This is a genomic window from Advenella sp. FME57 (genome assembly GCF_014897675.1).
GTDB lineage: Bacteria > Pseudomonadota > Gammaproteobacteria > Burkholderiales > Burkholderiaceae_B > Advenella.
The window spans coordinates 16,118-39,583 of record NZ_JABUXU010000002.1 but is presented as its reverse complement, the minus strand read 5'-3'; the positions used below and the strand labels follow the sequence as shown (position 1 = coordinate 39,583).

The window sequence follows — 23,466 nt, the reverse complement described above, 5'->3', positions numbered from 1 at the left end:
CACCGCTTTTGAACTGTGAGGGATTTTTCATTTATGCCTGCCATCGGAAGACATGGCGTTTATTTGAGTCGACATCAATCGGTGCCGTCAATCTGTTGCGACATGGCTGTGTGACATTGAACGTTGATATCAACCTGCCATCGAATATTTTATACATCGTCATTCCCATCCCGATATATACAACTTCATGCACAACACTGCGCTTCCCACACCGCCCTGCACCGACACGCGCACGCGTGCTGTGCAGGAGCCAGGCCGGTGTTGATCAGCTCAGCTTGCCGTGGCAATGTTTATACTTTTTACCACTGCCACACGGACACGGATCGTTGCGGCCAACTCTGCCCACCATGTTTTTGACGGTGATACCACCGGCAGACACATCGCCCTCTTCATTGATTTCGGCATTGGCCAGCGCTTCATCGTAGTCAGAATGATGAAACTGCATATTGGACACATGAGACTGCGCGGCATCGGCCTCGGCCTCTTCAACCTGTTCTGGCGACTGGATCTGCACGGTCATGAGCACGCGCGCGGTTTCATTCCGAATGCGCTCCAGCATGCCTGAGAACAGCTCGAAGGCTTCGCGCTTGTATTCCTGTTTCGGGTCTTTTTGCGCATAACCGCGCAAATGAATACCCTGACGCAGGTGATCGAGTGAAGACAGATGCTCACGCCAGAGCGTATCGATGGTTTGCAGCAGGATGGCGCGCTCGAAAGAGACCCATTGTTCCTTGCCGACCAGCGCCACTTTGGTTTCGTAGTTCTCGCGAGCCTGTGCCAGCACCGCTTCGACGATATCCTCGTCGCCCATGCTGTCGTTTTTTTCGAGCATGTCGATCAGGGGCACGCTAACCTGCCATTCGGCTTCCAGCGCAGTCTGCAATGCAGGAATATCCCACTGCTCTTCCATACTTTCTACCGGCACATAAGTGCGCACAAAGTTGGTAATCGCCGCATCGCGCAGGTTGGCTACCAGCGGGCCGGAGTCGGCCTCTTCCAACACATCATTGCGCTGACCGTACAGTACCTTGCGCTGGTCGTTGGACACGTCGTCATACTCAAGCAACTGCTTGCGGATGTCGAAGTTGCGACCTTCCACCTTGCGCTGCGCCGATTCAATGGAACGCGATACCATCTTGGCTTCTATCGGTTCGCCATCGGTGCCCAGCCGGTCCATAATGGCGCGCACGCGATCGCCCGCGAAAATGCGCATGAGCGAATCATCCAGCGACAGATAGAAGCGAGATGAGCCGGGATCGCCCTGGCGTCCGGCACGGCCCCGCAATTGATTATCGATACGACGCGATTCGTGTCTTTCGGTACCGATAATGCGCAAGCCTCCGGCCTGCTTGACCTGTTCGTTGACCGGCAGCCATTTTTCACGAATGGCGGCAATACGCTCCTCTTTCTGGGCTGGCGTGAGCGTATCGTCTGCGCGCACCAGGGAAATGGCTTTCTCTATGCTGCCACCGAGCACAATGTCGGTACCGCGGCCAGCCATATTGGTCGCAATGGTGATTTTGCCCGGCTTGCCGGCTTCGGCAATAATCTCAGCTTCACGCGCATGCTGCTTGGCGTTGAGCACATCGTGCGGCAGATTTTCTTTGTTCAGCAGTTCGGACAGAACCTCAGAGTTTTCAATGCTCGTGGTACCGACCAGCACCGGCTGATTGCGTTCGTGACAATCGCGCACGTCCTTGATGATGGCAGCGAATTTTTCCTGATCGTTCTTGAAAATCTGGTCGTTCTGGTCATCCCTGACCATGGGCAAATTGGTCGGAATAATGACCGTTTCCAGGCCGTAGATTTCCTGGAATTCGTAGGCTTCGGTATCGGCCGTACCGGTCATGCCGGCAAGCTTTTTGTACATGCGGAAAAAGTTCTGGAACGTGATCGAAGCCAGGGTCTGGTTCTCGTTCTGGATCGCCACCCCTTCCTTGGCTTCCACGGCCTGATGCAGACCATCGGACCAGCGGCGCCCCGCCATGAAACGTCCGGTGAATTCATCCACGATCACGATTTCACCGTCATTGACCACATAATGCTGGTCACGGAAAAACAGATTGTGGGCGCGCAATGCCACCATCAAGTGGTGCATCAATGTGATATGACGCGGCTCGTACAGCGACTCACCCTGCGGCAGCATGCCCAGGCGAGTCAGAATTTCCTCGGCGTGTTCGTGCCCGGCTTCGGACAGGTAAATCTGCTGGGATTTTTCATCCACCCAGAAATCGCCTTCCGGTTCCGTTTCCTGCGGCTTGGGTTCGGACGCCATGCGCGTAAGCATGGCCGGAACCTGGTTCATCTTGACATACAGTTCGGTATTGTCATCGGCCTGGCCGGAAATGATCAGTGGCGTACGGGCTTCATCGATCAGGATCGAATCGACCTCGTCGACTATGGCGTAGCTCAATTCACGCTGGCGCCGGTCTTCAGCGCGATATTCCATATTGTCGCGCAGATAGTCAAAGCCGAATTCGTTATTGGTACCATAAGTTATATCGGCGCGATATGCAGCGACCTTTTCTGTGTTGTCCTGCTCTGGTACCACCACACCCACGGACAGGCCCAGAAAGTTATACAGTCGACCCATTTGCTGCGCATCACGGCGCGCCAGGTAGTCGTTGACGGTGACCACATGCACGCCCTTGCCCGACATGGCATTCAGATAGACAGGCAGCGTACTCATAAGCGTCTTACCTTCACCCGTGCGCATCTCGGCAATTTTACCGTAATGCAGGGTGATGCCGCCGATCAGCTGCACATCGAAGTGACGCATGCCCAGTACCCGGCGCGAGGCTTCGCGCACAACAGCGAAAGCTTCGGGCAACATGGCGTCCAGATCTCCGTCCTGCTGATAGCGAGCCTTGAATTCCTGGGTTTTCGCGGCCAGCGCTTCATCGGACAGGGCTTCGACGGTTTTTTCCAGACTGTTGATTCTGGAGACCAGTTTGCGATACTGCTTCAGAAGACGATCGTTACGGCTGCCAACAATTTTTTTGAGTAGAGAAATCATTCTGCTTTCAGAGTAATCAGGAAAACTTCAATGGGTGTTCTTCCTGACAGGTTAGTGAGTCATCACGAGAAAATCACGATAGTTTAACGCATACGAGGCCGGGTAGTGATTCCGGAAGGCAATCTGACGCGCTCTTTTGTATCCGTGACGATTTTGCTGCTGAGCGCTGCCGCCCCCACCTGTTCTGCCCGTTGAAGCAGACTGTCCGGCGCCGTGCTGGCCACAGCAGTAGACGAAGACATCTGGCTCAGAAAGGCGATCGGGTCTGTCGGCTCGCCATCGACCCGCACTTCGAAATGCACGTGAGCGCCGGTAGAGCGCCCGGTGCTGCCGACCTTGGCGATGACCTGTCTTTTGGCCACCAGATCACCCGGCTTGACCAGCAGCTTTGAATTGTGCGCGTAGCGCGTGACCACACCCTTACCATGATCGATGTCCACGACGTTGCCGTAAGCACTCATCCAGCCCGCGGCCACCACGATGCCGGCAGAGGCCGCATAAACGGAAGTGCCGGCAGGCGCGGCAAAATCAACCCCGCTGTGCAGCATATGACGCCCGGTAACCGGATTCTTGCGCCAGCCGTAAGTGGATGAAATTCTTGCATTGTTCATGGACACCGGGATGGCCGTTGGGGTGCGCTGTTGTTGTGCACCCTGCAGTTGCATCGCCAGATCGGCGGTTTTGAGCATATCATCGCCACGCGATAAGGCGGTCTTCAGACTATCGAGCTCACGCCCGAGCTCTTCGGCAGAGATCACGCTGTTGTTCTCCGACTCCAGATCTTCCATCGGCTCGTCACTGGCCAAGGCGTTCTGGCTGAGCAGCTTGTGCAATTCCGAGGTCTCGGCATCGGCACCGGTACTCACGGCCAGGCGCTCGCCCAACCGGGCGATGGTGTCTGCCTTGGCCCGTAACTGCCCGATCTGTGAAGCCATCACATTCAGATTATGATGGATTAAGGCCGCATCACGCAGCGCTTCGGGTGTAGACTCCACAGAAGCGACTTGTTCGTGCATGGGCAGCGATGGCAGCCCAAAATGGCGTTCCAGCAAGGCGCCGGCTGCAACCGCCAGGCCCAGGCTGAGCATGGACACACTAAACGTCCATACTTTCTTTGTCTTCACAGGAGTGGTATTCTGCGAAGCATGTTGCTCTTCTTTCAATTTCGTACCTGTTTAAAATAATGGCTCTGTTTTACAAAAAAAACGGTGCTTCGCGCCGCGATCGAGGCGAAGGTAAAACGGCCGCAAATTGGTTGGGTCATGACACCCGCCGGGGTCGGTTGCTGGAAACAGCTGAACAGTTCAACCTGATACAGGGACTGATTGCACAGGCCCTGCAACTTCCCGTGGGTCATGCATGTCGCGTGGTTGGGCTGGACAACGGCACACTGATTATTGCCGTTCCCAGTGCTGCCCACGCAGCAAAAATTCGACAATTGACTACAACTATACATCAGCTGCTGGTCGCCAAAGGGCAACGAGTGGATCAAATCCGCATAAAAATCCAGGCCGGGCTCAAGAGCGCCGCGATAACGGCGGCTTCAACACCCCCGGTCGTCAGTCAAGCGTTGGGCGAACAAGCGCGCGACGCCCTGCTTGAACTGCAACAAACCACAGACAACCAGCAATTGGCGGACACACTGGCCCGGATTCTTGAAAAAAATCAGGCCAAACGCCAGTCCTGACTGACGGCATCGGCGCCGGCGGCTGCCGAATCATAGGTAATAATTTCATAGGCATCCGGCTGCGACAGCAGCGTACGCGCCAGCTTGTTATTTAACGCATGGCCGGATTTGCAGGCCACATAACGGGCCAGCAACGGATGGCCGATCAGATACAGATCACCAATGGCGTCCAGAATCTTGTGTTTGACGAATTCGTCATCGTAACGCAGGCCGTCCGAATTCAGAATCCGGAATTCATCCATGACGATGGCATTGTCCAAACTGCCGCCACGCGCCAGACCGTGTGCGCGCATGGCTTCTACTTCCTGCGCAAAACCGAAGGTGCGCGCACGGGCTATTTCCCGCGTATAGGAGTCGCGTGCAAAATCCACCTCGGCAAAACTGGCCGTTGAATCAATGGCCGGGTGATGAAAGTTGATCGAAAAGGCCAGGGAGAAGCCAGCATAGGGCTCAAGGCGAGCCCATTTAGCGTTTTCTCCTTCGCCGTCCTGTACTTCAATGGTTTTCAGAACACGCAAAAAGCGCTTGGGCGCATCCTGCTCTTCGATACCGGCCGAGCGCAACAGGTACACAAAGGTCCCGGCGCTACCGTCCATAATAGGCACTTCTTCTGCGTTCAGATCGACGTGGATATTGTCAATGCCCAGGCCGGCCAATGCCGACATCAAATGTTCTACTGTTGACACGCGCACATTGCCATTTTGCAGCACCGAAGCCATTCGGGTATCACCCACTTTGTCCGCAAGGGCGGGCAAGTCAACGACCTCGGGGGTGTCTACCCGATGGAAAATAATGCCGGTATTGGCTTGAGCAGGCCGTAAGGTGATCTCAACCCTGCGACCTGAATGCATGCCGACGCCGGTGGTTTTCACCAGGTTCTTAATGGTTCTTTGTCGTAGCATCGTATTCTCAACTTACAAAAATGTAACAATATTCATGGGAGCATCCGTAAAAGGATGTCGTGGCTGGCGGTTCACCTTGACCAATTAAATGGGTAGCAAGCTGCCTGATGACGGAACCAGACACACATGTGACGCCGTCCTTTGAACGTGTAGCAAGCAAGGTGCGACGCGCAGAGAGTGGCGGCCTGTAACAAGTGGGGCGCCAATACTGCATTGCAGCCGGTTTGTTGCTTGCGCTGGGCTGCCAAAGCCAATCGTCAATACACGATGCCCGCAGACACGTGTCGTTTCCGAGTATTTTACTCTGATTTACGCTTAAAAGCCCCTGATTGACGGTGCAACTGTTTCAATCGGCATCTGAAGTCGGCTGGCTGCATCGACAAAAAAACGACCTCGAAGGGTCGTTTTTGCTGACTGGCGCCATATCAAAGGAGCGAACGGGTCCGGACCGGGCAGCAGCCCGGACGCCGTGTTGGGAAGAAAAACGGCAATCAGTCGGCTTGTTTGCGCAGGAACGCCGGAATGTCGAAACGCTCGACGCCCGAAGACTCCATTGCTCGAACCTGCTGTTCAAATTGCGCCTTGTTAGGTGCAGCGCCGCCACGACCAGAACGAATCACGGTAGGCGGCACGGGTGCGCGGCCACCGCTAGGCTGATTCAGGAAGCTGCCACCGTACAGATCGGTGTTGCCGCCATGCGTTCCGGTCAATGCTTCAAATTCAACATCGGAGCCGTTATTGACAACCAGTTCCGGCTGCTTGCGACCCAGACCCGTAGCGACAACGGTAACACGCAGCTCGTCGGCCATATCGTCATCATAGGCGCTACCAACGATAATAGTGGCATCTTTGGCAGCGTAACTGCTGATGATTTCGTTGATCAGACGGGTTTCGCTCATTTTGAGTGAACGGCTGGCGGTAATATTGACCAGCAGGCCACGTGCACCGTTCAGATCCACGCCTTCGAGCAGCGGGCACGCGATCGCATTTTCTGCGGCAATGCGAGCACGATCCGGACCGGAAGCGACAGCAGTACCCATCATTGCCTGGCCATGTTCACCCATGATGGTTTTCACGTCTTCGAAGTCGACGTTGATATTACCCTGAACATTGATGATTTCTGCAATGCCTGCGCAGGCGTTATACAGCACGTTGTCGGCTTCCTTGAAGCAGTCGTCCTGGGAAGCGTCGTCGCCCATCAGTTCATACAGCTTTTCGTTCAGCACCACGATCAGGGAATGAACGTGTTTGGACAAATCGGCAATGCCTTCTTCGGCAGCGCGCAGTCGTTTGGTTCCTTCGAACGAAAATGGTTTTGTAACGACACCAACGGTGAGAATACCCAGTTCCTTGGCCACTTCGGCCACAACAGGACCCGCTCCCGTCCCTGTACCACCACCCATACCGGCAGTAATGAACACCATGTTTGCGCCATTGAGCGCGGCGCGAATTTCTTCGCGTGCTGTTTCTGCTGCTGCACGACCCTGTTCAGGTTTGGCGCCTGCGCCCAAACCACTGCGGCCCAGACGAATCTGAACCGGTGCTTCGGTCCCGATCAGCGCCTGCATGTCTGTGTTTGCGCAGATAAAATCCACGCCCTTGAGGCCGGCCCGCATCATGTGTGAAATGGCATTGCCACCTGCACCACCCACGCCAATCACCTTGATTACGGTACCGCTGTTACTGCTATCGTCCAATAATTGAAAGTCCATATTCCCAACTCCTGTATTCCGAAACGTATTAACGAAAAGTGCCACTGCGTTTTTCGGAAACCGTCTCAAAAACAATGCCAGCGCCTGTCTCGCATCGTACTTGAACCGTCTCCATGGCCACCTGCCCGGCCATTGTCTGGCAGTTGATCCGCCCTGCCCGGCGGTATATCGACAACCTTCTGCTACTTTACTGCACTGCTGTCACGGTGTCATGCAAGCCGCTACACATCGCGTTAACAAAACACCATAAGGGACATGAAACACGCCCCTTTTTGCAACTACTGAAACAAACGTCTCAGCCTCTTGCGTATTCTAATTCATAAACCACTCTTTCATGCGGGAAATCATATCTTTTAGCGTTCCATTTTGTTGCTTAATCTTACCACCACGCAAACGCTGCACGCGCGCTTCTGTCAACAACCCCATGACTGTGGAAAACCGCGGGTTGCGGACCATGTCGGCAAGACTGCCGCGATAGTCGGGAACGGCAACGCGCACCGGCTTGAGAAAGACATCTTCGGCCAGTTCGACAATGCCTGGCATAAGCGCAGTGCCACCGGTCAATACAACGCCTGAGGCAATCAGATCTTCGTAGCCTGAGTCCCGCACAACCTGCTGCACCATCATGAACAGCTCCTCGATACGCGGCTCGATAACAGCCCCCAGGGTCTGTCGCTTGACGCGACGTACATCGCGATCGCCCAGGCCAGGCACTTCGATAAGCTCATCGGGATTGGCCAGCACCTGCTTGGCAATCCCGTAACGCAATTTGATCTCTTCGGCATCTGGTGTGGGCGTGCGCAGCATGGCCGCGATATCGCTGGTTACCTGATCACCCGATACCGGCAATACGGTGGTATGACGAATTGCGCCACCGGTAAAAATGGCGATGTCGGTCGTGCCCGCACCGATATCGACCAGCACGACACCCAGTTCCTTTTCATCGTTGGTCAGGCAAACCATGGACGAGGCCAACGGCTGCAGAATCAGGTCCTGTACTTCCAGACCACAACGACGCACGCACTTGACAATATTCTGTGCGGCGCTGACCGCACCGGTCACAATATGTACGCGCACTTCAAGCCGGATGCCGCTCATGCCTACCGGCTGGCGGATGTCTTCCTGCGAATCGACGATAAATTGCTGGGTCAGCACATGCAGCACCTGGTGATCGGTAGGGATGTTGACCGCCTTGGCTGTCTCGATCACGCGCGCCACATCGGCTTCCGACACTTCCTTGTCCTTTACCGCGACCATGCCGCTGGAGTTGAAGCTGGTAATGTGGTTGCCGGCAATGCCCGTATACACTTCACGGATTTTGCAATCGGCCATCAGCTCAGCCTCTTCAAGGGCGCGCTGAATGGAATTGACCGTGGATTCAATATTGACCACAACCCCTTTGCGCATACCCTTGGATTCATGCTGTCCAAGTCCGATTACTTCAAAGCGCCCTTCTTCAGGCAAAGCTTCAGCCACCACTGCCACCACTTTGCTGGTGCCTATGTCTAAAGCAACGATGAGGTCCTTTAGGTCACGAGTCATTTTTTCTCTTTACTATCCGATTGTGTTGTCGCTGCCGGCTCGAAGGTGATGGCAAAGCCTTTGGTATAACGCAAGTCCACCTGGGCTATCTGCCGGCCGGCTACCTTTTCTTTTAAAACAGGCCACGCCTGAACAAAACGTTCAATCGTAGATGCGAATGATACCGCACCCTGCCCGCCATGCGGGTTTAATGCATCGGCCCCGGGATCCCTGCCCAATACCAGTTTGGTATTATCGTTCAATTCTACACGCCAAGCATAGCGATCACTAAGCGTAATCTCATCTACACCCAAATTTAGCGGCGCCAGCCAGCGCACCAATTCGGCATAGCGCTGTACCACGAGCATTTCGGATCCGGACGGTCCGTTAAACTGTGGTAAATCCGCATCCTCGGGCAGCTCCGCCTGGTTTGCAGTAAATACTTCACCCCAGGTATTGATCATCTGCCGCTCGTTCCAATAGGCAAACGGCTCCTGCTCTTCGATCTTGAGCAGCAGACCGTCGGGCCAGACGCGGGTAATATCGGCATGACGCACCCAGGGCGACTGCTCGAACAGTCTTTTCGACTCAGGCAGATTGATGGTAAAGAAATTGCCCTGCAACTTGCCCGCAATGGTCTGCTGGATACTTGCCGGCGACACATATTCCAACTTGTTGCCTTTCATCGGCTCGATCACGATGCGGGTCAGATTGAACATGGGTCGGTGAATCAACCAGTAACCACCGGCGCCCAGCATTACCACTACCGCCAACAACATGACCAGGTTGGCGACAAAATTGGTAATACGGGCGCTTGGCGTAATCATTTACAGTCCTGGCTCCGTCACGGGTTTGGTGCGCTGGATCTTGCAACTGGCCTGCGCCAGGATCTTCACGCACAAGTCGGCATAACTGACGCCTTCGGCCTTGGCGCCCATGGGCACCAGCGAATGCGGCGTCATGCCCGGAGAGGTATTGACCTCCAGCAGAAAATAGCGATTGTCATTGTCCAGCATCACATCGACACGGCCCCAGCCCTCGCAGCCTACGGCGACAAACGCCTTTTCACATGTCTGCCGGATGCTGGCGGCCAGATCCTGCGGCAGGTCAGCCGGACAATGATATTGCGTCTCGTCCGAAACATACTTGTGTTCGAAATCGTATTTGCCATCGGGCGCCACGATTTCGATAATCGGAAACGCCCGCGCCGTGTCGCCCTTGCCCAGAATGGCAACGGTCAGTTCGCGCCCGACGACGAATTTTTCGGCCAGCAGTTCGCTGTCAAACTGGAACACCTCGTCAAAGGCGACAGTCAGCTCTTGCGGGCCGGCCACTTTGCTCAGTCCCAGCGTCGAGCCTTCATGCGGTGCCTTGAGAATAAAGGGGTAGCCCAGCATCTGACTGGCGCCATCCATATCTTGGCGGGTCCGCACTTTGCAATAAGGCGCCGTCGGAATGCCTTGTTCAATCCAGATGCGTTTGGTCATGATTTTGTCCATGGCCAGACCGGACGCCATCACGCCGCTTCCTGTGTAGGGAATGCGCAGCAGTTCCAGCGCCCCCTGCAGGGAGCCGTCTTCGCCATACCGGCCGTGCAGGGCAATGAAAACACGGTCAAAGCCGGCCGCAGCCAGTTCTGCCAGGGAATGCTCGGCAGTATCAAACAGGTGGGCGTCAATGCCCTTGCTGAGCAGGGCTTCATATACGCCCTTGCCTGAAACCAGCGACACAGGCCGTTCCGCGGACTGGCCGCCATACAGCACCCCTACCTTGCCAAATTCATTGCTCATTGCGCTCTCCCAACTGTCCGGGCACCTTGTTGATTGACCCGGCACCCATGACGATGACCACATCACCGTCGCGAACAAAGTTGATAATGGCCTGCGGCAGTTCGGCCACATCTTCGACAAAAACCGGTTCAACCTTGCCTGCCACGCGTAAAGCGCGCGACAGGGCCCGGCCATCGGCAGCCACAATGGGTTGCTCGCCTGCGGCATAGACTTCGCTTAGCAGTACGGCATCGGCCCGACTGAGCACATTGACAAAGTCTTCGAAACAATCGCGGGTGCGTGTATATCGATGAGGCTGGAAAGCCAGCACCAGCCGGCGTTCGGGCCAGGCACCGCGTGCCGCCTCGACCGTGGCGGCCATTTCGATGGGGTGATGCGCGTAGTCATCGATCAGCGTGTAGGTACCGCCGCCATGATCCTGCGGAACGGCAAAGTCTCCGGTGTAGGAAAAGCGGCGCCCAACGCCGTTAAAGCCGATCAGGGCGCTCACGATATCCTCGTCGGCCAGCTCCAGCTCTGTGGCCACCGCAATGGCGGCAAGCGAGTTCAGCACATTGTGGCGGCCGGGCAAATTGAGCACGATATCCAGGTCCGGCAGGCGTTTGGCCGGGGTGATCCGCCGCTCAACGGTAAACGCCATGCGCGTTTGTCGAGGCTGCACGTTGACCGCCCGGTACATCGCTTCTTCACCAAACCCATAAGTCACCAGCGGGCGCGAGATAAACGGAATAATGTTACGAACGTTGCTGTCGTCGACACATACGATGGCGCTGCCATAAAACGGCATGCGCTGGGTAAATTCGACAAAAGCGCTTTTTAACCGCGTCATGTCGTGGCCATACGTGTCCATATGGTCTGCATCGATATTGGTGATGATGGACATGACCGGCAACAGATTCAGAAACGAGGCGTCCGACTCGTCAGCCTCGACCACAATATATTCACCCTGGCCCAGCCGCGCATTGGCGCCGGCCGAATTCAGGCGGCCGCCAATCACAAAGGTAGGATCCAGGCCGGCAGCGGCCAGCACACTGGCCACCAGGCTGGTGGTCGTGGTTTTGCCGTGCGTGCCGGCAATGGCGATGCCGCGTTTAAGGCGCATCAGCTCTGCCAGCATAATGGCGCGAGGCACCACGGGAATCCGCTTGGCCCTGGCCGTGAGCACCTCGGGGTTGCTGTTGGCCACAGCCGTCGATGTAACAATGGCGTCGGCCTCGCCGACATTTTCGGCGTGATGGCCGATAAAAATCTGCGCGCCCAACTCTGCCAGGCGACGGGTCACCGCCGACTCCTGCAGATCCGAGCCGCTGACTTTATATCCGAGATTGACCAGAACTTCGGCAATACCGCTCATACCGGAGCCGCCGATACCGACAAAGTGAATGTGTCTAATCCGATGTTTCATGTTTTTCCTGCGCTCGCGCGCTCGCAAATATCTGCAATGGTCTGTGTGGCCTGCGTTCTGGCGCAGGCTCGGGCAGCCACTGCAGTCTGCATCAATTGATCACGAGTACGACTTTGTATCCATTCGGCCAGCCAGGCTGCGGTAAATTCGCGCTGGGGCTGTGCCCAGGCCGCATTGCGGCCGGTCAGCCATGCAGCATTTGCCGTCTGGTGGTCATCGATGGCATGCGGCAGCGGCACAAACAGCGCGGCCACCCCAACCGCTGCCACTTCGGCCACCGTCATGGCGCCGGCACGGCAGATAATCAGGTCGGCCGACATCATGGCCGTGACCATATCATCGATGAAAGGCAGGCATTCTGCGCTGACATTCGCCTGTTTATAGGTGTCCTGAAGGCTGGCAATATGCTGCTCGCCGGCCTGATGCATGATTTGCGGACGCTGCCCCGGTGCGATCAGCGCCATGGCGGCGGGCACCACAGTATTGAGGGCCTGCGCACCCAAACTGCCGCCCACCACCAGAATACGCAAGACACCCTCGCGCGCACCATAGCGCACACCCGGTTCCGGCGTATTGGCCAATTCACCGCGCACAGGATTGCCCACCATCTGCCCGCCAGGCAGCACGTCTGGAAAACCCGTCAATACGAAAGCCGATATTTTAGCAAGCCAATGGTTGGCTGTGCCGGCCACGGCATTCTGTTCATGAATTACCAGCGGAATATTGGACAGTCTTGCCATCAGGCCGCCAGGAACGGCCACATAGCCGCCCATGCCCAGTACGACCGCAGGCCGGCACTGCTTGAGGGCGCGTCGCGCCTGCAGGCATGCCTTGCCCAGCATGAATGGCAATTTCAACAGCGCCAACGGCCCCTTGCCTCGCAAACCGGCAAAGTGCAATGGCAGCAGAGGAATCGCCGCAGCCGGCACCAGACGCCCTTCCATTTTGTCCGGATTGCCCAGCCACATGACCTGCCAGCCCCGCGCACGCATTTGTGCGGCCACGGCCAGACCGGGCATGATATGCCCGCCGGTCCCGCCTGCCATCACCAGCAACGTACGTGAATCGGAATGAACGCTATTCATCGATATTCTCGCAAGGGCCTTCGGTCAGGGCGCTCTCCCCGCATCATCAGGCGACTCTCATAATCCACGCGCATCAAAATGGCAAGGGCCACCAGATTCATCACAATGGACGAGCCGCCATAACTGACCAGGGGCAATGTCAGACCCTTGGTCGGCAGCAATCCCAGGCACACGCCAAGGTTGACCAGTGCCTGCACGCCCATCCAGATGGACACGCCCTGCGCCACCAGGCCGCTGAATTCGCGATCCATGGCGATGGCCTGCCGGCCAATTTCAAAGCCACGATGCACAATAATCAGAAACAGCACCACCACGGAAATGATACCGACAAATCCCAGCTCTTCACCCACCACAGCCATAATGAAATCGGTATGTGCTTCGGGCAGGTAGTGCAGTTTTTCGACGCTGGACCCCAGCCCGACGCCGAACCATTCGCCACGCCCGATGGCTATCAGCGAATGAGCCAGCTGGTAACCGGTAGACTGCACCGTTTCGGGGTCGAACGGGTCCAGATAAGCGAAGATACGCTTCACACGCCACGGCGCCATCAGAATCAGCAAGGCAAAGCAGCCCAGCAGCACGACAACCAGCAGCAGAAACAACACCGCACTGATGCCGCCCAGAAAGAGAATACCCACTGCGATTGAGACGCTGACCATAAAGGCGCCCAGATCGGGTTCGAGCAACAGCAAAATACCGACCACGCCCAGGGCCACCATCATTGGCGCAAAGCCACGCCAGAAATCATGCATGTACTTTTGCTTGCGCACGGTGTAGTCGGCGGCAAAAAGCAACATGGCCAGCTTGGTCAGTTCGGACGGCTGAAAATTCAATGGCCCCAAGGGAATCCAGCGATACGCGCCGTTGACCTCATTACCGATATGCGGAATAAGCACCAGCACCAGCATGAAGAGTGACACGAAAAACAGCGGGAGGGTAAATTTCTCCCAGATATGCATGGGCAGGGAAACCGTAATCGCGAAACCCACCAGACCGATTACAATGAAAACGGCATGGCGTACAAAAAAATAATAGCGGGTGGAATTGGAATACTTGGGTCCGTCCACCAGGGCGATCGAGGCAGAAAACACCATCAGCAAGCCGAACATCAGAAGAGCAACAACTGCAGCTACCAGCAGCAGATCATAATTGCGCATTCTGGTGCGTCCAGGCTTGACCGCATTGACGCTTGCTCTCAGGTCGCCCAGCAGACTCATGCCACTTCTCCGTTATCAAGCGCCAGCTCATGCACGGCAGCAGAAAAGACCTGACCGCGATGCGCATAGCTTTTAAACATGTCGAAGCTGGAACATGCAGGAGACATCAATACCGCGTCGCCCTGTTGCGCCAGCTCTAGGGCCTGCCTGACCGCCGCTTCCATGGATTCGGCGCGATGGCAGGCTACGCCGGTCTGCGCCAGCGCCTGTTCAATGACTGCCGTCGCTTCACCAATCAGAATGACCGCACGGGCGCACCTTCGCACGGACGCAGCCAGCGGAGAAAAATCCTGGCCTTTGCCCACACCGCCGGCAATAAGCACGATATCGCGTCCCATGCCCTCGAGCGCAGCCACGGTTGCACCCACATTGGTGCCCTTGCTGTCGTTGAAAAAATCAACGCCACGGATACTGCGTTCAAATTGCGTCCGGTACAGACCGGCGGCAAATTCCCGCAGCGTATTGAGCATGGGCCCCCAGCCTACCCCCAGCTCGCGGCACAGAAGCATCGCGGCCTGGGCATTGAGCATATTGTGCTGCCCGCGAATCTGCATGGCGTCGGCTGGCATCAGGCGCTTGATCAGGCCCGGTTTGCGCCTGGGTTTTTCGACATTTTTCTTGCGCCTGGCGCCGGGCGTTTCCGGCAATTCGAAGTCATCCTTCTCGCTGGCGGTAATCCAGGTCACGCCGTGCGCGCCTTCCATACCGGTATCGCCCACCAGTACGGGGGCATCTGCACCAAAGCTGCGCATCTGGACATCATTGATATCGGCGATCATGGCCACGACGGCTGCATCGTTGCGATTGATAATCGCAACCCGGCTGGCAGCCAGCAGGCGCGCCTTGGCAGCGGCATATTCCTGCATATCGCGGTGCCAGTCAAGGTGGTCCTGCGTCAAATTCAGTACGGTGGCGGCATCCGGCGCCAGTGACTGCGTCGTCTGCATCTGGAAACTGGACAGTTCCAGCACCCAAACCTGCGGCAGCGACTGCGCGTCCAGCGCCTGCATGAGCGCGGTCAACGCCGACGGGCTGATATTGCCCGCGGCGATGGCCGTTTTGCCCGCCGTTTCCAGCATGGCTTGCGTCAGCGAGGTAACGGTGGTTTTGCCGTTGGTTCCGGTAATAGCCAGCACTTGCGGCTTATAGTCTTGCGCAGTTGCAAGATCGGCCAGGGCCAGCGCAAACAGTTCGATTTCGCCGATGACCGGGATCTGCCGTTGCTGCGCCTTTGCCAGAAAAGCTGCCAGCGCCGGCTCCGACGGTGCAAGGCCGGGACTCAGGATGATCTGCTCTACGCCTTCGAGCGCGGCATCGGTGAACGCCTGAGCACCCAGAAAACGCGTGATATCGCCCTGGCCCTGCTCGGCAAGCGTGGCAAGACCTGGCGGGCAGTCCCGCGTATCGACAATATGCAGTGCCGCATTCTGGCGCAGGCACCACAATGCCGAAGCCAGCCCGGTTTCACCCAGGCCAAGAATCAAGACACGAGATGGAAAAACGGCCACGCCGCCTGTATCGGTATTCATCGCAGTTTAAGTGTTGCCAGTCCCAGCAGAACCAGCATCATCGTAATAATCCAGAAACGCACCACAACCTGGGTTTCTTTCCAGCCACCCACTTCAAAATGATGATGCAGCGGCGCCATGCGCAATATTCGCCTGCCAGTACCGGTTTTTTTCTTTGTATATTTGAACCAGAACACCTGGATCATGACCGACAGCGTTTCGGCCACAAATACGCCGCCCATGATGAAAAGCACGATTTCCTGGCGCACGATCACGGCGATCGTACCCAGCATGCCGCCCAGTGCCAGCGCGCCCACATCGCCCATGAATACCTGGGCCGGATAGGCGTTGAACCATAAAAAGGCCAGACCGGCGCCGCCCAGTGCGGCGCATAGCACCAGCACTTCGGACGCGCCCGGAATATATGGAAAGAGCAGGTATTTGGAATAGTCCACACGGCCGACCACGTAGGCAAAAATGCCCAGCGCGCTGCCGACCATGACGGTTGGCATAATCGCCAGGCCATCGAGCCCGTCGGTCAGGTTCACGGCGTTGCTGGCCCCGACAATCACCATCCAGGTCAGAATCACAAAGCCGAAAACACCCAGCGGATAGCTCACGCTTTTGAAAAACGGCACGATCAGGTCAGCACGGGAAGGCAGCGGCATGGTGAAGCCGCTGCTCACCCAGGCCCACATGAGGCGGAAAATGTCGGCATTGGCGGGCGCCGAGACGGCAAACGTCAAGTACACAGAGGCAATCAGGCCAATAATAGCCTGCCACGCGAATTTTTCGCGCGAGGACATGCCTTCCGGATTACGATGAACCACCTTGCGGTAGTCATCGACCCAGCCGATGGCGCCAAAGCCGAAGGTGACCAGCAGCACAACCCAGACGAAACGGTTGCTCAGGTCTGCCCATAGCAGTGTCGCAACACCGATAGCAATCAGAATCAGCGCGCCACCCATGGTCGGTGTGCCGTTTTTGACCAGATGGGTCTCAGGACCGTAGCTGCGCACGGCCTGGCCGATTTTGAGTTCGGTTAGCTTGCGAATCACGTGCGGCCCGGCCATCAGCCCGATAAACAGCGCCGTTGCGCAGGCAAACATGGCCCGCAACGTAATGTATTCAAAAACACTCAGGACGGAAAATGTGGGCGAGAGCCACCGGGTCAGTTCATAGAGCATGACCGGCCTCGTTCTTTTTTGACCAGGACAGCAAGTCCTGCACTACCCGTTCCATCCGCATCGATCTAGAGCCCTTTACCAGTATGCTTGCGGGCTGTCTCGCAACGACCCTTTCTGCGATTTTATGTATATCTGTCATATGTTCTGCCGCCTGGCCACACGCCTGCGCAGCCAGCGCACTGGCATTCCCATATGTAAACACATATGAAATGCCTTTATTACGGGCGTATTGCCCCATTTCCTCATGCATTTGCGGCCCGTTCTCGCCTACTTCGGCCATATCGCCCAGAACCAGCACGGTTGGCGCAGGCAGCGCGGCCAGAACATCGATCGCTGCAATTACAGAGTCCGGATTCGCATTATACGAGTCATCGACCAGCGTCAGGCCGCCGGACAGCGTATGACTGCGCATTCGTCCCTTGACCGGGGCAAATGTCTGCAGGCCGTCACGGATATCCGCCAGACTAATGCCTGCTGCATGGGCGCAGGCCGCTGCCGCCAGACTATTGCGGACATTATGGGCGCCGGCGATGGCCAGGCGCACATCAATCTGCCCGACCGGGGTTTTCATGACAAACGAAATGCCAAGTGCATCGGAAACCACCGACTCGGCGTAAAAATCGGCATCGGCCGTCTGCCCAAAGGTCAGCACGCGACGCTCGCCGGCCAACTCCTGCCACAAATCGGCGTAAGGCTCATCGGCTGGAAAGATTGCGGTACCATCGGCCGGCAGGGACAAAAACACCTGTCCGTTTTCAATGGCCACGGCCTGGACCGTGTGCATGAATTCCTGGTGCTCGCGCTGCGCATTGGTCACGACTGCGATACTGGGTTCACATAGCGCGGCCAGTTGCTCGATTTCACCCGGATGGTTCATCCCCAGTTCCAGCACCGCCATCTGATGTTCCGATGTCAATTTAAGCAGGCTGCGCGGCACGCCCCATTGGTTATTCAAATTGCCTTCAGTCGCAAAGCGACGCTCAATGCCGACGCCAGCGGCCAGCACGCAAGAGATCATCTCTTTGGTCGTGGTTTTACCATTGCTGCCGGCCACGGCAATCAACGGCAGGCAATACTGGCGACGCCAGGCATGCCCCATACTCATCAAGGCAATCGTGGTATCGGCAACCAGAATTTGCGGCAGATCCACCGCCGGATCGCGGCGGCTGACCAGTGCAGCGGCAGCGCCAGCCTGCCCGGCAGCGCCAATAAATTCATGGCCATCATGCAGCTCGCCGCGAATGGCAACAAACAACCCGTTCTCCGGAACATGCCGGGAGTCAGTAGAAATCTCGGGTCGATCGCGCAACAGCAACCCCAGTCGCGACCACTCCAGATCGTCAAAAGGCTGGCGTTCGTGGTTGATTTCCTGATAGGTTTCGTGCCCCTTTCCGGCAACCAGCACCACGTCGGCAGCGGATGCCTTCAGGATCATTTCGATAATCGCGCAGCCGCGATCGGGCTCGGCGCGTGCGCCTTGCGGCATACCCTTGAGAATATCGTTCAGAATATCGCCGGGCGCTTCGGTGCGCGGATTATCACTGGTCACCAGTACCTGATCAGCCAGACGCGCGGCGATCTGCCCCATGATCGGGCGCTTGGACTTATCCCGATCGCCCCCGCAACCGAAAATGCATAAAAGCTGCCCACCACGGGCCGTGGCGACCGGCTGCAAGGCCTGTAATGCGCGTTCCAGCGAATCAGGAGTATGCGAGTAATCGACCACAACCAACGGGCGTTTGTGGCCCGCGTCGGCACCTGCCGGCGTAACGGTCTGCAACCGTCCGGGCACCGGAGTAAGCAACGATACCAGCCCGGCGCTTTGGCGCAAATGAATGCCCAGGGCATCCAGCACGGCAACGACAAGCAGAATATTGGCAATGGAATGCTCACCCAGCAGGCGCGTGGTCAACTGCGCATCGCCACCGGGCGTGCGCAACGTAAACACCAGGCCATAATCGCGAAACTCATGTTCGACTGCCGTGAATGTCGCCTGCGGCGCGGCCTTCAGTGAATAGCCCGCCCTGGCATGCGCCGTGGTTTTCGCAAATATGCGTTCGCCGGCCTCATCATCCATATTCACAATGGCATGACTGAGCCCCGGCCAGACAAACAACGCCCTCTTGGCCGCTTCATAGCGCGCCATGCTCTGATGATAGTCCAGATGATCCAGCGTTAGATTGGTAAATGCCGCCACCTTGACCTGCAGTCCGTCCATGCGACCCTGCTCGATACCGATGGAAGACGCTTCCATCGCCACATACTCAACGCCGGCAGCGCGCATTTGGGCAATTTGCCGGTGTAGCGTGAGCACGTCGGGCGTTGTCAGATAGCCGCCCAGATTGGTTCCGTCAGGCATCACCGTTCCCAGTGTGCCGATGGTGGCGCAGGATTTGCCGATAGCATTCAGCGCTTCGGCAATCCAGGTAACGCAAGAGGTTTTGCCATTGGTGCCTGTGACCGCAATGACCGAGACCGCTGCCGAAGGATGGTCATACCAGCTATCGGCAATCTCGCCCAAATGGGTTCGCAAGCCGACTACCGGCAATACCGGAACGGCATGCCCGGCATCCAGCAATGCCTGGCCCTGGTTCGTGCTGGCGACATCGGCAATCACTGCCACGGCGCCTTTTTTTATGGCATCGGGAATATACGCAAGGCCGTTGACTACGCTACCTGCACAAGCAACAAAGACATCCCCTTTCTGGATGTCTCTGGAGTCTAGCCGTAAATCCGCTTTATCCGTGACATGGCCGGCAAGCCATTGCGCTATCTGTCGGCCGTTCATCCCTGACTCCTCTTGGGTACGGTATTTCGCGCCTCAAGAGGAGCTGGCTCGATCGGCGCATCGGGTGGGACGGCCAGATACTTCAGCGTATCTTCAATGATGGAAGCCGCCACCGGCCCGGCAATCACGCTGCCGTAGTAACCGCCCTTGCGCGGTTGATCAAGCGTGACGGCCACGATAATCCGTGGCTTGGAAATGGGCGCCATGGCCACGAACGAGCCTCGATAGTCTTTGCGGCTATAGCGACCATCGACAATTTTACGGGCGGTGCCGCTCTTGCCACCGATCCGGTATCCCATGACCTTGCCCTGAATCTTGGTACCTTCCGAGCCGGCCGCATCCTCCAGCATCTGACGAACAGCGCGGGCGGTTTCCGGTTTATAAATCTGGATACTGGTCGGGTTAGCCCGGTTTTTCACCAGGGACAGCGAAATCATATCGCCGTTGCGGGCCAGCGCTGTGTACGCATGCGCCATTTGCAGCAACGAGACCGACAGGCCGTAGCCATATGCCATGGTCGCCCGCTCAATAGGACGCCAGCGCTCCCAGGGACGCACGCGTCCGGAAGCGGCGCCAGGAAAGCCCATATTGGGCGCCTGTCCGAAGCCCAGCGCATTGAAGACTGTCCACATTTGCTCTGAGCGCAAACGCTCGGAGATCATGGTCATGCCGATATTGCTAGAACGACGGATGATGCCGGCCACGTCCAGTACGCCATTGCGCGTGCTTACGTCTGTAATGGTTGCACCGTGATAACGATAGGTGCCGTGTCCGGTATTGAATTTGGTTTTCGTGGTCACCGCGCCGGCATCAAGCGCCAGCGCGGCCACCAGCGGCTTCACGATAGAGCCGGGCTCGAACGTATCGGTAATAGCCCGGTTGCGCAAGGCGGCGCCCCGCCGCTCCTGCTGATTGTTGGGATTGTATGTGGGCAGGCTGACCATTGAAAGGATTTCACCGTTCTGCGCGTCCACGACCACTGCCGCACCTGAAGATGCTTGATGATCGGCGATGGCCTTTTGCAGAGCCTTGGAAACCAGAAACTGCACGCGACTATCAACGGTTAACTCCAGATTCTGCCCATCGCGCGCAGGCTCTACTTCCTGCATGTCGCCAATGATTCGACCCAGGCGATCACGCAGCACTTTGCGCAATCCAGGCTGGCCCGACAACTGCTTGTTGAATTCCAACTCGACACCCTCAATACCGCGATCTTCGATATTGGTAAAGCCCACGATGTGCGCCATCAGTGAACCTTGCGGGTAGGAGCGACGGGTTTCAGACAGCAGTCCGATTCCCGGGATTTTCATTTTCTGAATTTCGGTAGCTGGCTCCATGGCGACCTGACGGCGCAGGTAAACAAAGGTTTTATCCGAACTGCTCAGGCGTGTCGTCAAATCTTTGAGCGACATATCCAGCAGCCGTGCCAGCCGCGCCAGCTGTTCAGGCGTGGCGCTGCGGGTCTCTTCAGGCGAAGCCCAGACCGCTTTTGCCGGAATACTGGTCGCAAGAAACTCGCCATTGCGATCCAGCACACGCCCGCGATTGGCCGGCAGTACCAGCGTGCGTTCATAACGCTTGCCACCCTCGGCCTGCAGAAAATCATTGTTCATCGTCTGCAGGTAAAGCGATTTGGCAATGACGGTGGTGAACCCCAGGCTGATCACGACAAACAGCAAACGCGCACGCCACTTGGGTATCTGCACGTGCAGCACCGGGCTGCTGCTGTAGTAGTGATGCTGGGACGGGCGCTTACCAGGCTGGTAACCGCCACGTGATGTTTTTTTTGATTTGAGCAAATCCAGATTCAGCTTCATTGCGCTCCCCTTGGCGCCGATGTGGCAGCAGATTTTTCCGTGGCTGTTGCCGCTCGGGCAGTGCCTGCATTCATTTCTGATTCTTTGATGAAAACGGTCTGATTAATCTGCGGGGTCTGCATACTGAGTTTATCGGACATCACCCGGTCTATATTGGCGCTGGTGGTCAGCTGCGCACGCTCAAGCAGCAGGTGACGCCAGTCCACTTCCAGTTCACGCTCGGCGGCCTGGGCTCGACCAATATCGATATAAAGTAAACGTTGCTGATAGCGGCTGGACACCAGGGAAATGGCACTGTACATGAAAAAACCGATCAGAAATATCAGTGCGAGGCGGGCCACGATCCTCTCCTTTTCTGTGTATCCATGCCAGGCAGCGTCGCGCGGACCGCATTTTCATGCGCCTGGTTCCAGGCCGCATCGGTGCGTTCGGCAACACGCAGCACAGCAGAGCGCGAGCGCGGATTACCGCGAACCTCACTCTCCTCGGCCAATACCCTGCCCAGATTCTTCAGAACCGGCTCGGGCATTTCACTCTCACGCAAAGGCATACGGGCAAGCTCGGGCGGCAGCGACGAGGCTGCGGCAAAACACTGCTTGACCATGCGGTCTTCAAGAGAATGAAAACTGATCACCGCCATTCTTCCTTGTGGAGCAAGTACCTTCAGAATTGACGCGAGGGTGTCCGCCAGTTCCTTGAGTTCTTCATTGATGTGAATCCGTATAGCCTGAAAGGTGCGTGTGGCCGGATGTTGACCTTTTTCCCGCGTACGGACGACGTTTGCGACGAGCTCGGCAAGTTCGAGCGTTGTGCACAAAGGGCTGGATTGGCGGCGAGCATCAATCGCCTTTGCAATCTGGAAAGCAAACCGTTCTTCGCCATAATATTTAATGACCTCCTTCATGTTGTCCACACTGGCCTGGGCCAGCCACTGTGCGGCCGTCTGACCGCGACTTGTATCCATCCGCATATCCAGTGGGCCGTCCCGCATGAACGAGAAACCCCTGGCAGCATCATCAATCTGTGGCGATGAAACGCCTAAATCCATCATGACGCCATCGATCTGCGTCACACCCTGCTCGGCCAGTGCCGGCACCATGGTGGCAAAACCATCATGAATCACCGTGACCCGGGCATCCTCGCGACTTAACTGCATTGCTGCTTCTATCGCGCGAGGGTCCTTGTCAAACACAAACAAACGGGCACTTTTGCTCAGGGCGGACAACAGCAGGCGACTGTGCCCACCCCGACCAAAAGTTCCATCTACGAACACACCATCGCGCTTTGCCGGTGGCGCCCACTGCCTGACTGCGGCAGATTTGGCGTAAAAATCGGCAAGTACCAGCGCGTTGACGGTTTCTTCATACAAAACCGGCTTGTGTTCGTACCCTGCTTCTGCCATCACAGTGAAAAATGCTCAAGACTGTCAGGCAGACCCTTGGCCAGATCCTGTGCCTGTTGCTGCGCAAAGATCGTGGCATCCCATAAATCAAAGTGCTTGCCCATGCCCACCAGCACTACATCTTTCACAATGCTGGTTGCCATGCGCAATTCCGGCGCAATCAAAATGCGGCCCGAACCGTCAATTTCGACGTCCTGGGCATTACCCAGCAACATGCGTTGCACGTGACGGGCCGACATGGGAAACGCCATGATGGCCTCGCGTTTCTCTTCCCATACCGGCCGCGGGTATATAAGCAAACCGCCGTCAAAGTTGCGGGTGACGGTCAGGGCGCCGTCTGCGGCCTCGGTCAGGGCGTCACGATACCGGGTTGGAATGGTCATCCTCCCCTTGGCATCCAGCGTGAGCGCACTGTTTCCCTGAAATATC

At 56.8% G+C, this 23,466-nt stretch carries 18 protein-coding genes; 1 reads left to right on the top strand and 17 read right to left on the bottom strand.

The features are described 5' to 3' along the window. Positions 1-265 precede the first annotated feature (265 nt). Both secA and INT32_RS22320 read right to left on the bottom strand, forming a co-directional pair. Positions 266-3,016 (bottom strand): preprotein translocase subunit SecA, encoded by a 2,751-nt coding sequence (gene secA, locus INT32_RS03160; RefSeq protein WP_193087289.1) that lies wholly within the window; start codon positions 3,014-3,016, stop codon positions 266-268. Between the two features lie 83 nt (positions 3,017-3,099). Next, positions 3,100-4,140 (bottom strand): M23 family metallopeptidase, encoded by a 1,041-nt coding sequence (locus INT32_RS22320; protein ID WP_193087288.1) that lies wholly within the window; start codon positions 4,138-4,140, stop codon positions 3,100-3,102. 59 nt (positions 4,141-4,199) lie between these two features. Between INT32_RS22320 and INT32_RS03150 the strand changes: the two genes are divergently transcribed. Continuing rightward, a complete protein-coding gene (locus INT32_RS03150) occupies positions 4,200-4,703 on the top strand; it encodes a DciA family protein (RefSeq protein WP_226816457.1) in 504 nt (167 codons plus the stop codon). On the opposite strand, the gene lpxC is transcribed toward INT32_RS03150, so the two are convergent. The 15 genes from lpxC to mraZ form a co-directional block, all read right to left on the bottom strand. Continuing rightward, the gene (lpxC, locus tag INT32_RS03145) at positions 4,682-5,605 is read right to left on the bottom strand and encodes a UDP-3-O-acyl-N-acetylglucosamine deacetylase (RefSeq protein WP_193087286.1); all 924 of its coding nucleotides are present in this window, start codon (positions 5,603-5,605) and stop codon (positions 4,682-4,684) included. The genes INT32_RS03150 and lpxC overlap by 22 nt on opposite strands. A gap of 491 nt (positions 5,606-6,096) precedes the next feature. Then, a complete protein-coding gene (gene ftsZ / locus INT32_RS03140) occupies positions 6,097-7,317 on the bottom strand; it encodes a cell division protein FtsZ (RefSeq protein ID WP_193087285.1) in 1,221 nt (406 codons plus the stop codon). Between the two features lie 312 nt (positions 7,318-7,629). After that, positions 7,630-8,859: a cell division protein FtsA gene (ftsA, locus tag INT32_RS03135; protein ID WP_193087284.1), complete on the bottom strand. Its 1,230-nt coding sequence runs from the start codon at positions 8,857-8,859 to the stop codon at positions 7,630-7,632. Next, the gene (locus INT32_RS03130; protein ID WP_193087283.1) at positions 8,856-9,665 is read right to left on the bottom strand and encodes a cell division protein FtsQ/DivIB; all 810 of its coding nucleotides are present in this window, start codon (positions 9,663-9,665) and stop codon (positions 8,856-8,858) included. Before INT32_RS03130 ends, ftsA begins: the two co-directional genes overlap by 4 nt. Beyond that, the gene (locus tag INT32_RS03125; RefSeq protein WP_193087282.1) at positions 9,666-10,628 is read right to left on the bottom strand and encodes a D-alanine--D-alanine ligase; all 963 of its coding nucleotides are present in this window, start codon (positions 10,626-10,628) and stop codon (positions 9,666-9,668) included. It lies immediately after the preceding gene. Then, positions 10,618-12,033, bottom strand: coding sequence for a UDP-N-acetylmuramate--L-alanine ligase (gene murC / locus INT32_RS03120; RefSeq protein WP_193087281.1), 1,416 nt, complete (start codon positions 12,031-12,033; stop codon positions 10,618-10,620). The genes INT32_RS03125 and murC overlap by 11 nt, the downstream gene beginning before the upstream one ends. Beyond that, on the bottom strand, positions 12,030-13,118 hold the full coding sequence (murG, locus tag INT32_RS03115) for an undecaprenyldiphospho-muramoylpentapeptide beta-N-acetylglucosaminyltransferase (RefSeq protein ID WP_193087280.1): 1,089 nt from the start codon (positions 13,116-13,118) through the stop codon (positions 12,030-12,032). The genes murC and murG overlap by 4 nt, the downstream gene beginning before the upstream one ends. Further along, positions 13,115-14,335, bottom strand: a complete 1,221-nt coding sequence (gene ftsW, locus INT32_RS03110) for a putative lipid II flippase FtsW (protein WP_193087279.1) — start codon at positions 14,333-14,335, stop codon at positions 13,115-13,117. The genes murG and ftsW overlap by 4 nt, the downstream gene beginning before the upstream one ends. Next, on the bottom strand, positions 14,332-15,864 hold the full coding sequence (murD, locus tag INT32_RS03105) for a UDP-N-acetylmuramoyl-L-alanine--D-glutamate ligase (RefSeq protein WP_193087278.1): 1,533 nt from the start codon (positions 15,862-15,864) through the stop codon (positions 14,332-14,334). The genes ftsW and murD overlap by 4 nt, the downstream gene beginning before the upstream one ends. Next, positions 15,861-17,030 carry a phospho-N-acetylmuramoyl-pentapeptide-transferase gene (gene mraY / locus INT32_RS03100; protein WP_193087277.1) on the bottom strand — a complete coding sequence of 390 codons (1,170 nt, stop codon included), beginning with the start codon at positions 17,028-17,030 and terminating at the stop codon, positions 15,861-15,863. The genes murD and mraY overlap by 4 nt, the downstream gene beginning before the upstream one ends. Beyond that, the gene (gene murF, locus INT32_RS03095; RefSeq protein WP_193087276.1) at positions 17,020-19,818 is read right to left on the bottom strand and encodes a bifunctional UDP-N-acetylmuramoyl-L-alanyl-D-glutamate--2,6-diaminopimelate ligase MurE/UDP-N-acetylmuramoyl-tripeptide--D-alanyl-D-alanine ligase MurF; all 2,799 of its coding nucleotides are present in this window, start codon (positions 19,816-19,818) and stop codon (positions 17,020-17,022) included. Before murF ends, mraY begins: the two co-directional genes overlap by 11 nt. Further along, positions 19,815-21,635: a penicillin-binding protein 2 gene (locus INT32_RS03090; RefSeq protein ID WP_193087275.1), complete on the bottom strand. Its 1,821-nt coding sequence runs from the start codon at positions 21,633-21,635 to the stop codon at positions 19,815-19,817. The genes murF and INT32_RS03090 overlap by 4 nt, the downstream gene beginning before the upstream one ends. Next, entirely contained in the window at positions 21,632-21,976 is a 345-nt protein-coding gene (gene ftsL, locus INT32_RS03085; RefSeq protein WP_370540164.1) for a cell division protein FtsL, read from the bottom strand. Before ftsL ends, INT32_RS03090 begins: the two co-directional genes overlap by 4 nt. Beyond that, a complete protein-coding gene (gene rsmH / locus INT32_RS03080) occupies positions 21,958-23,037 on the bottom strand; it encodes a 16S rRNA (cytosine(1402)-N(4))-methyltransferase RsmH (protein ID WP_193087274.1) in 1,080 nt (359 codons plus the stop codon). The genes ftsL and rsmH overlap by 19 nt, the downstream gene beginning before the upstream one ends. Further along, positions 23,037-23,465 (bottom strand): division/cell wall cluster transcriptional repressor MraZ, encoded by a 429-nt coding sequence (mraZ, locus tag INT32_RS03075; RefSeq protein WP_041710370.1) that lies wholly within the window; start codon positions 23,463-23,465, stop codon positions 23,037-23,039. The genes rsmH and mraZ overlap by 1 nt, the downstream gene beginning before the upstream one ends. Position 23,466: the final 1 nt, after the last annotated feature.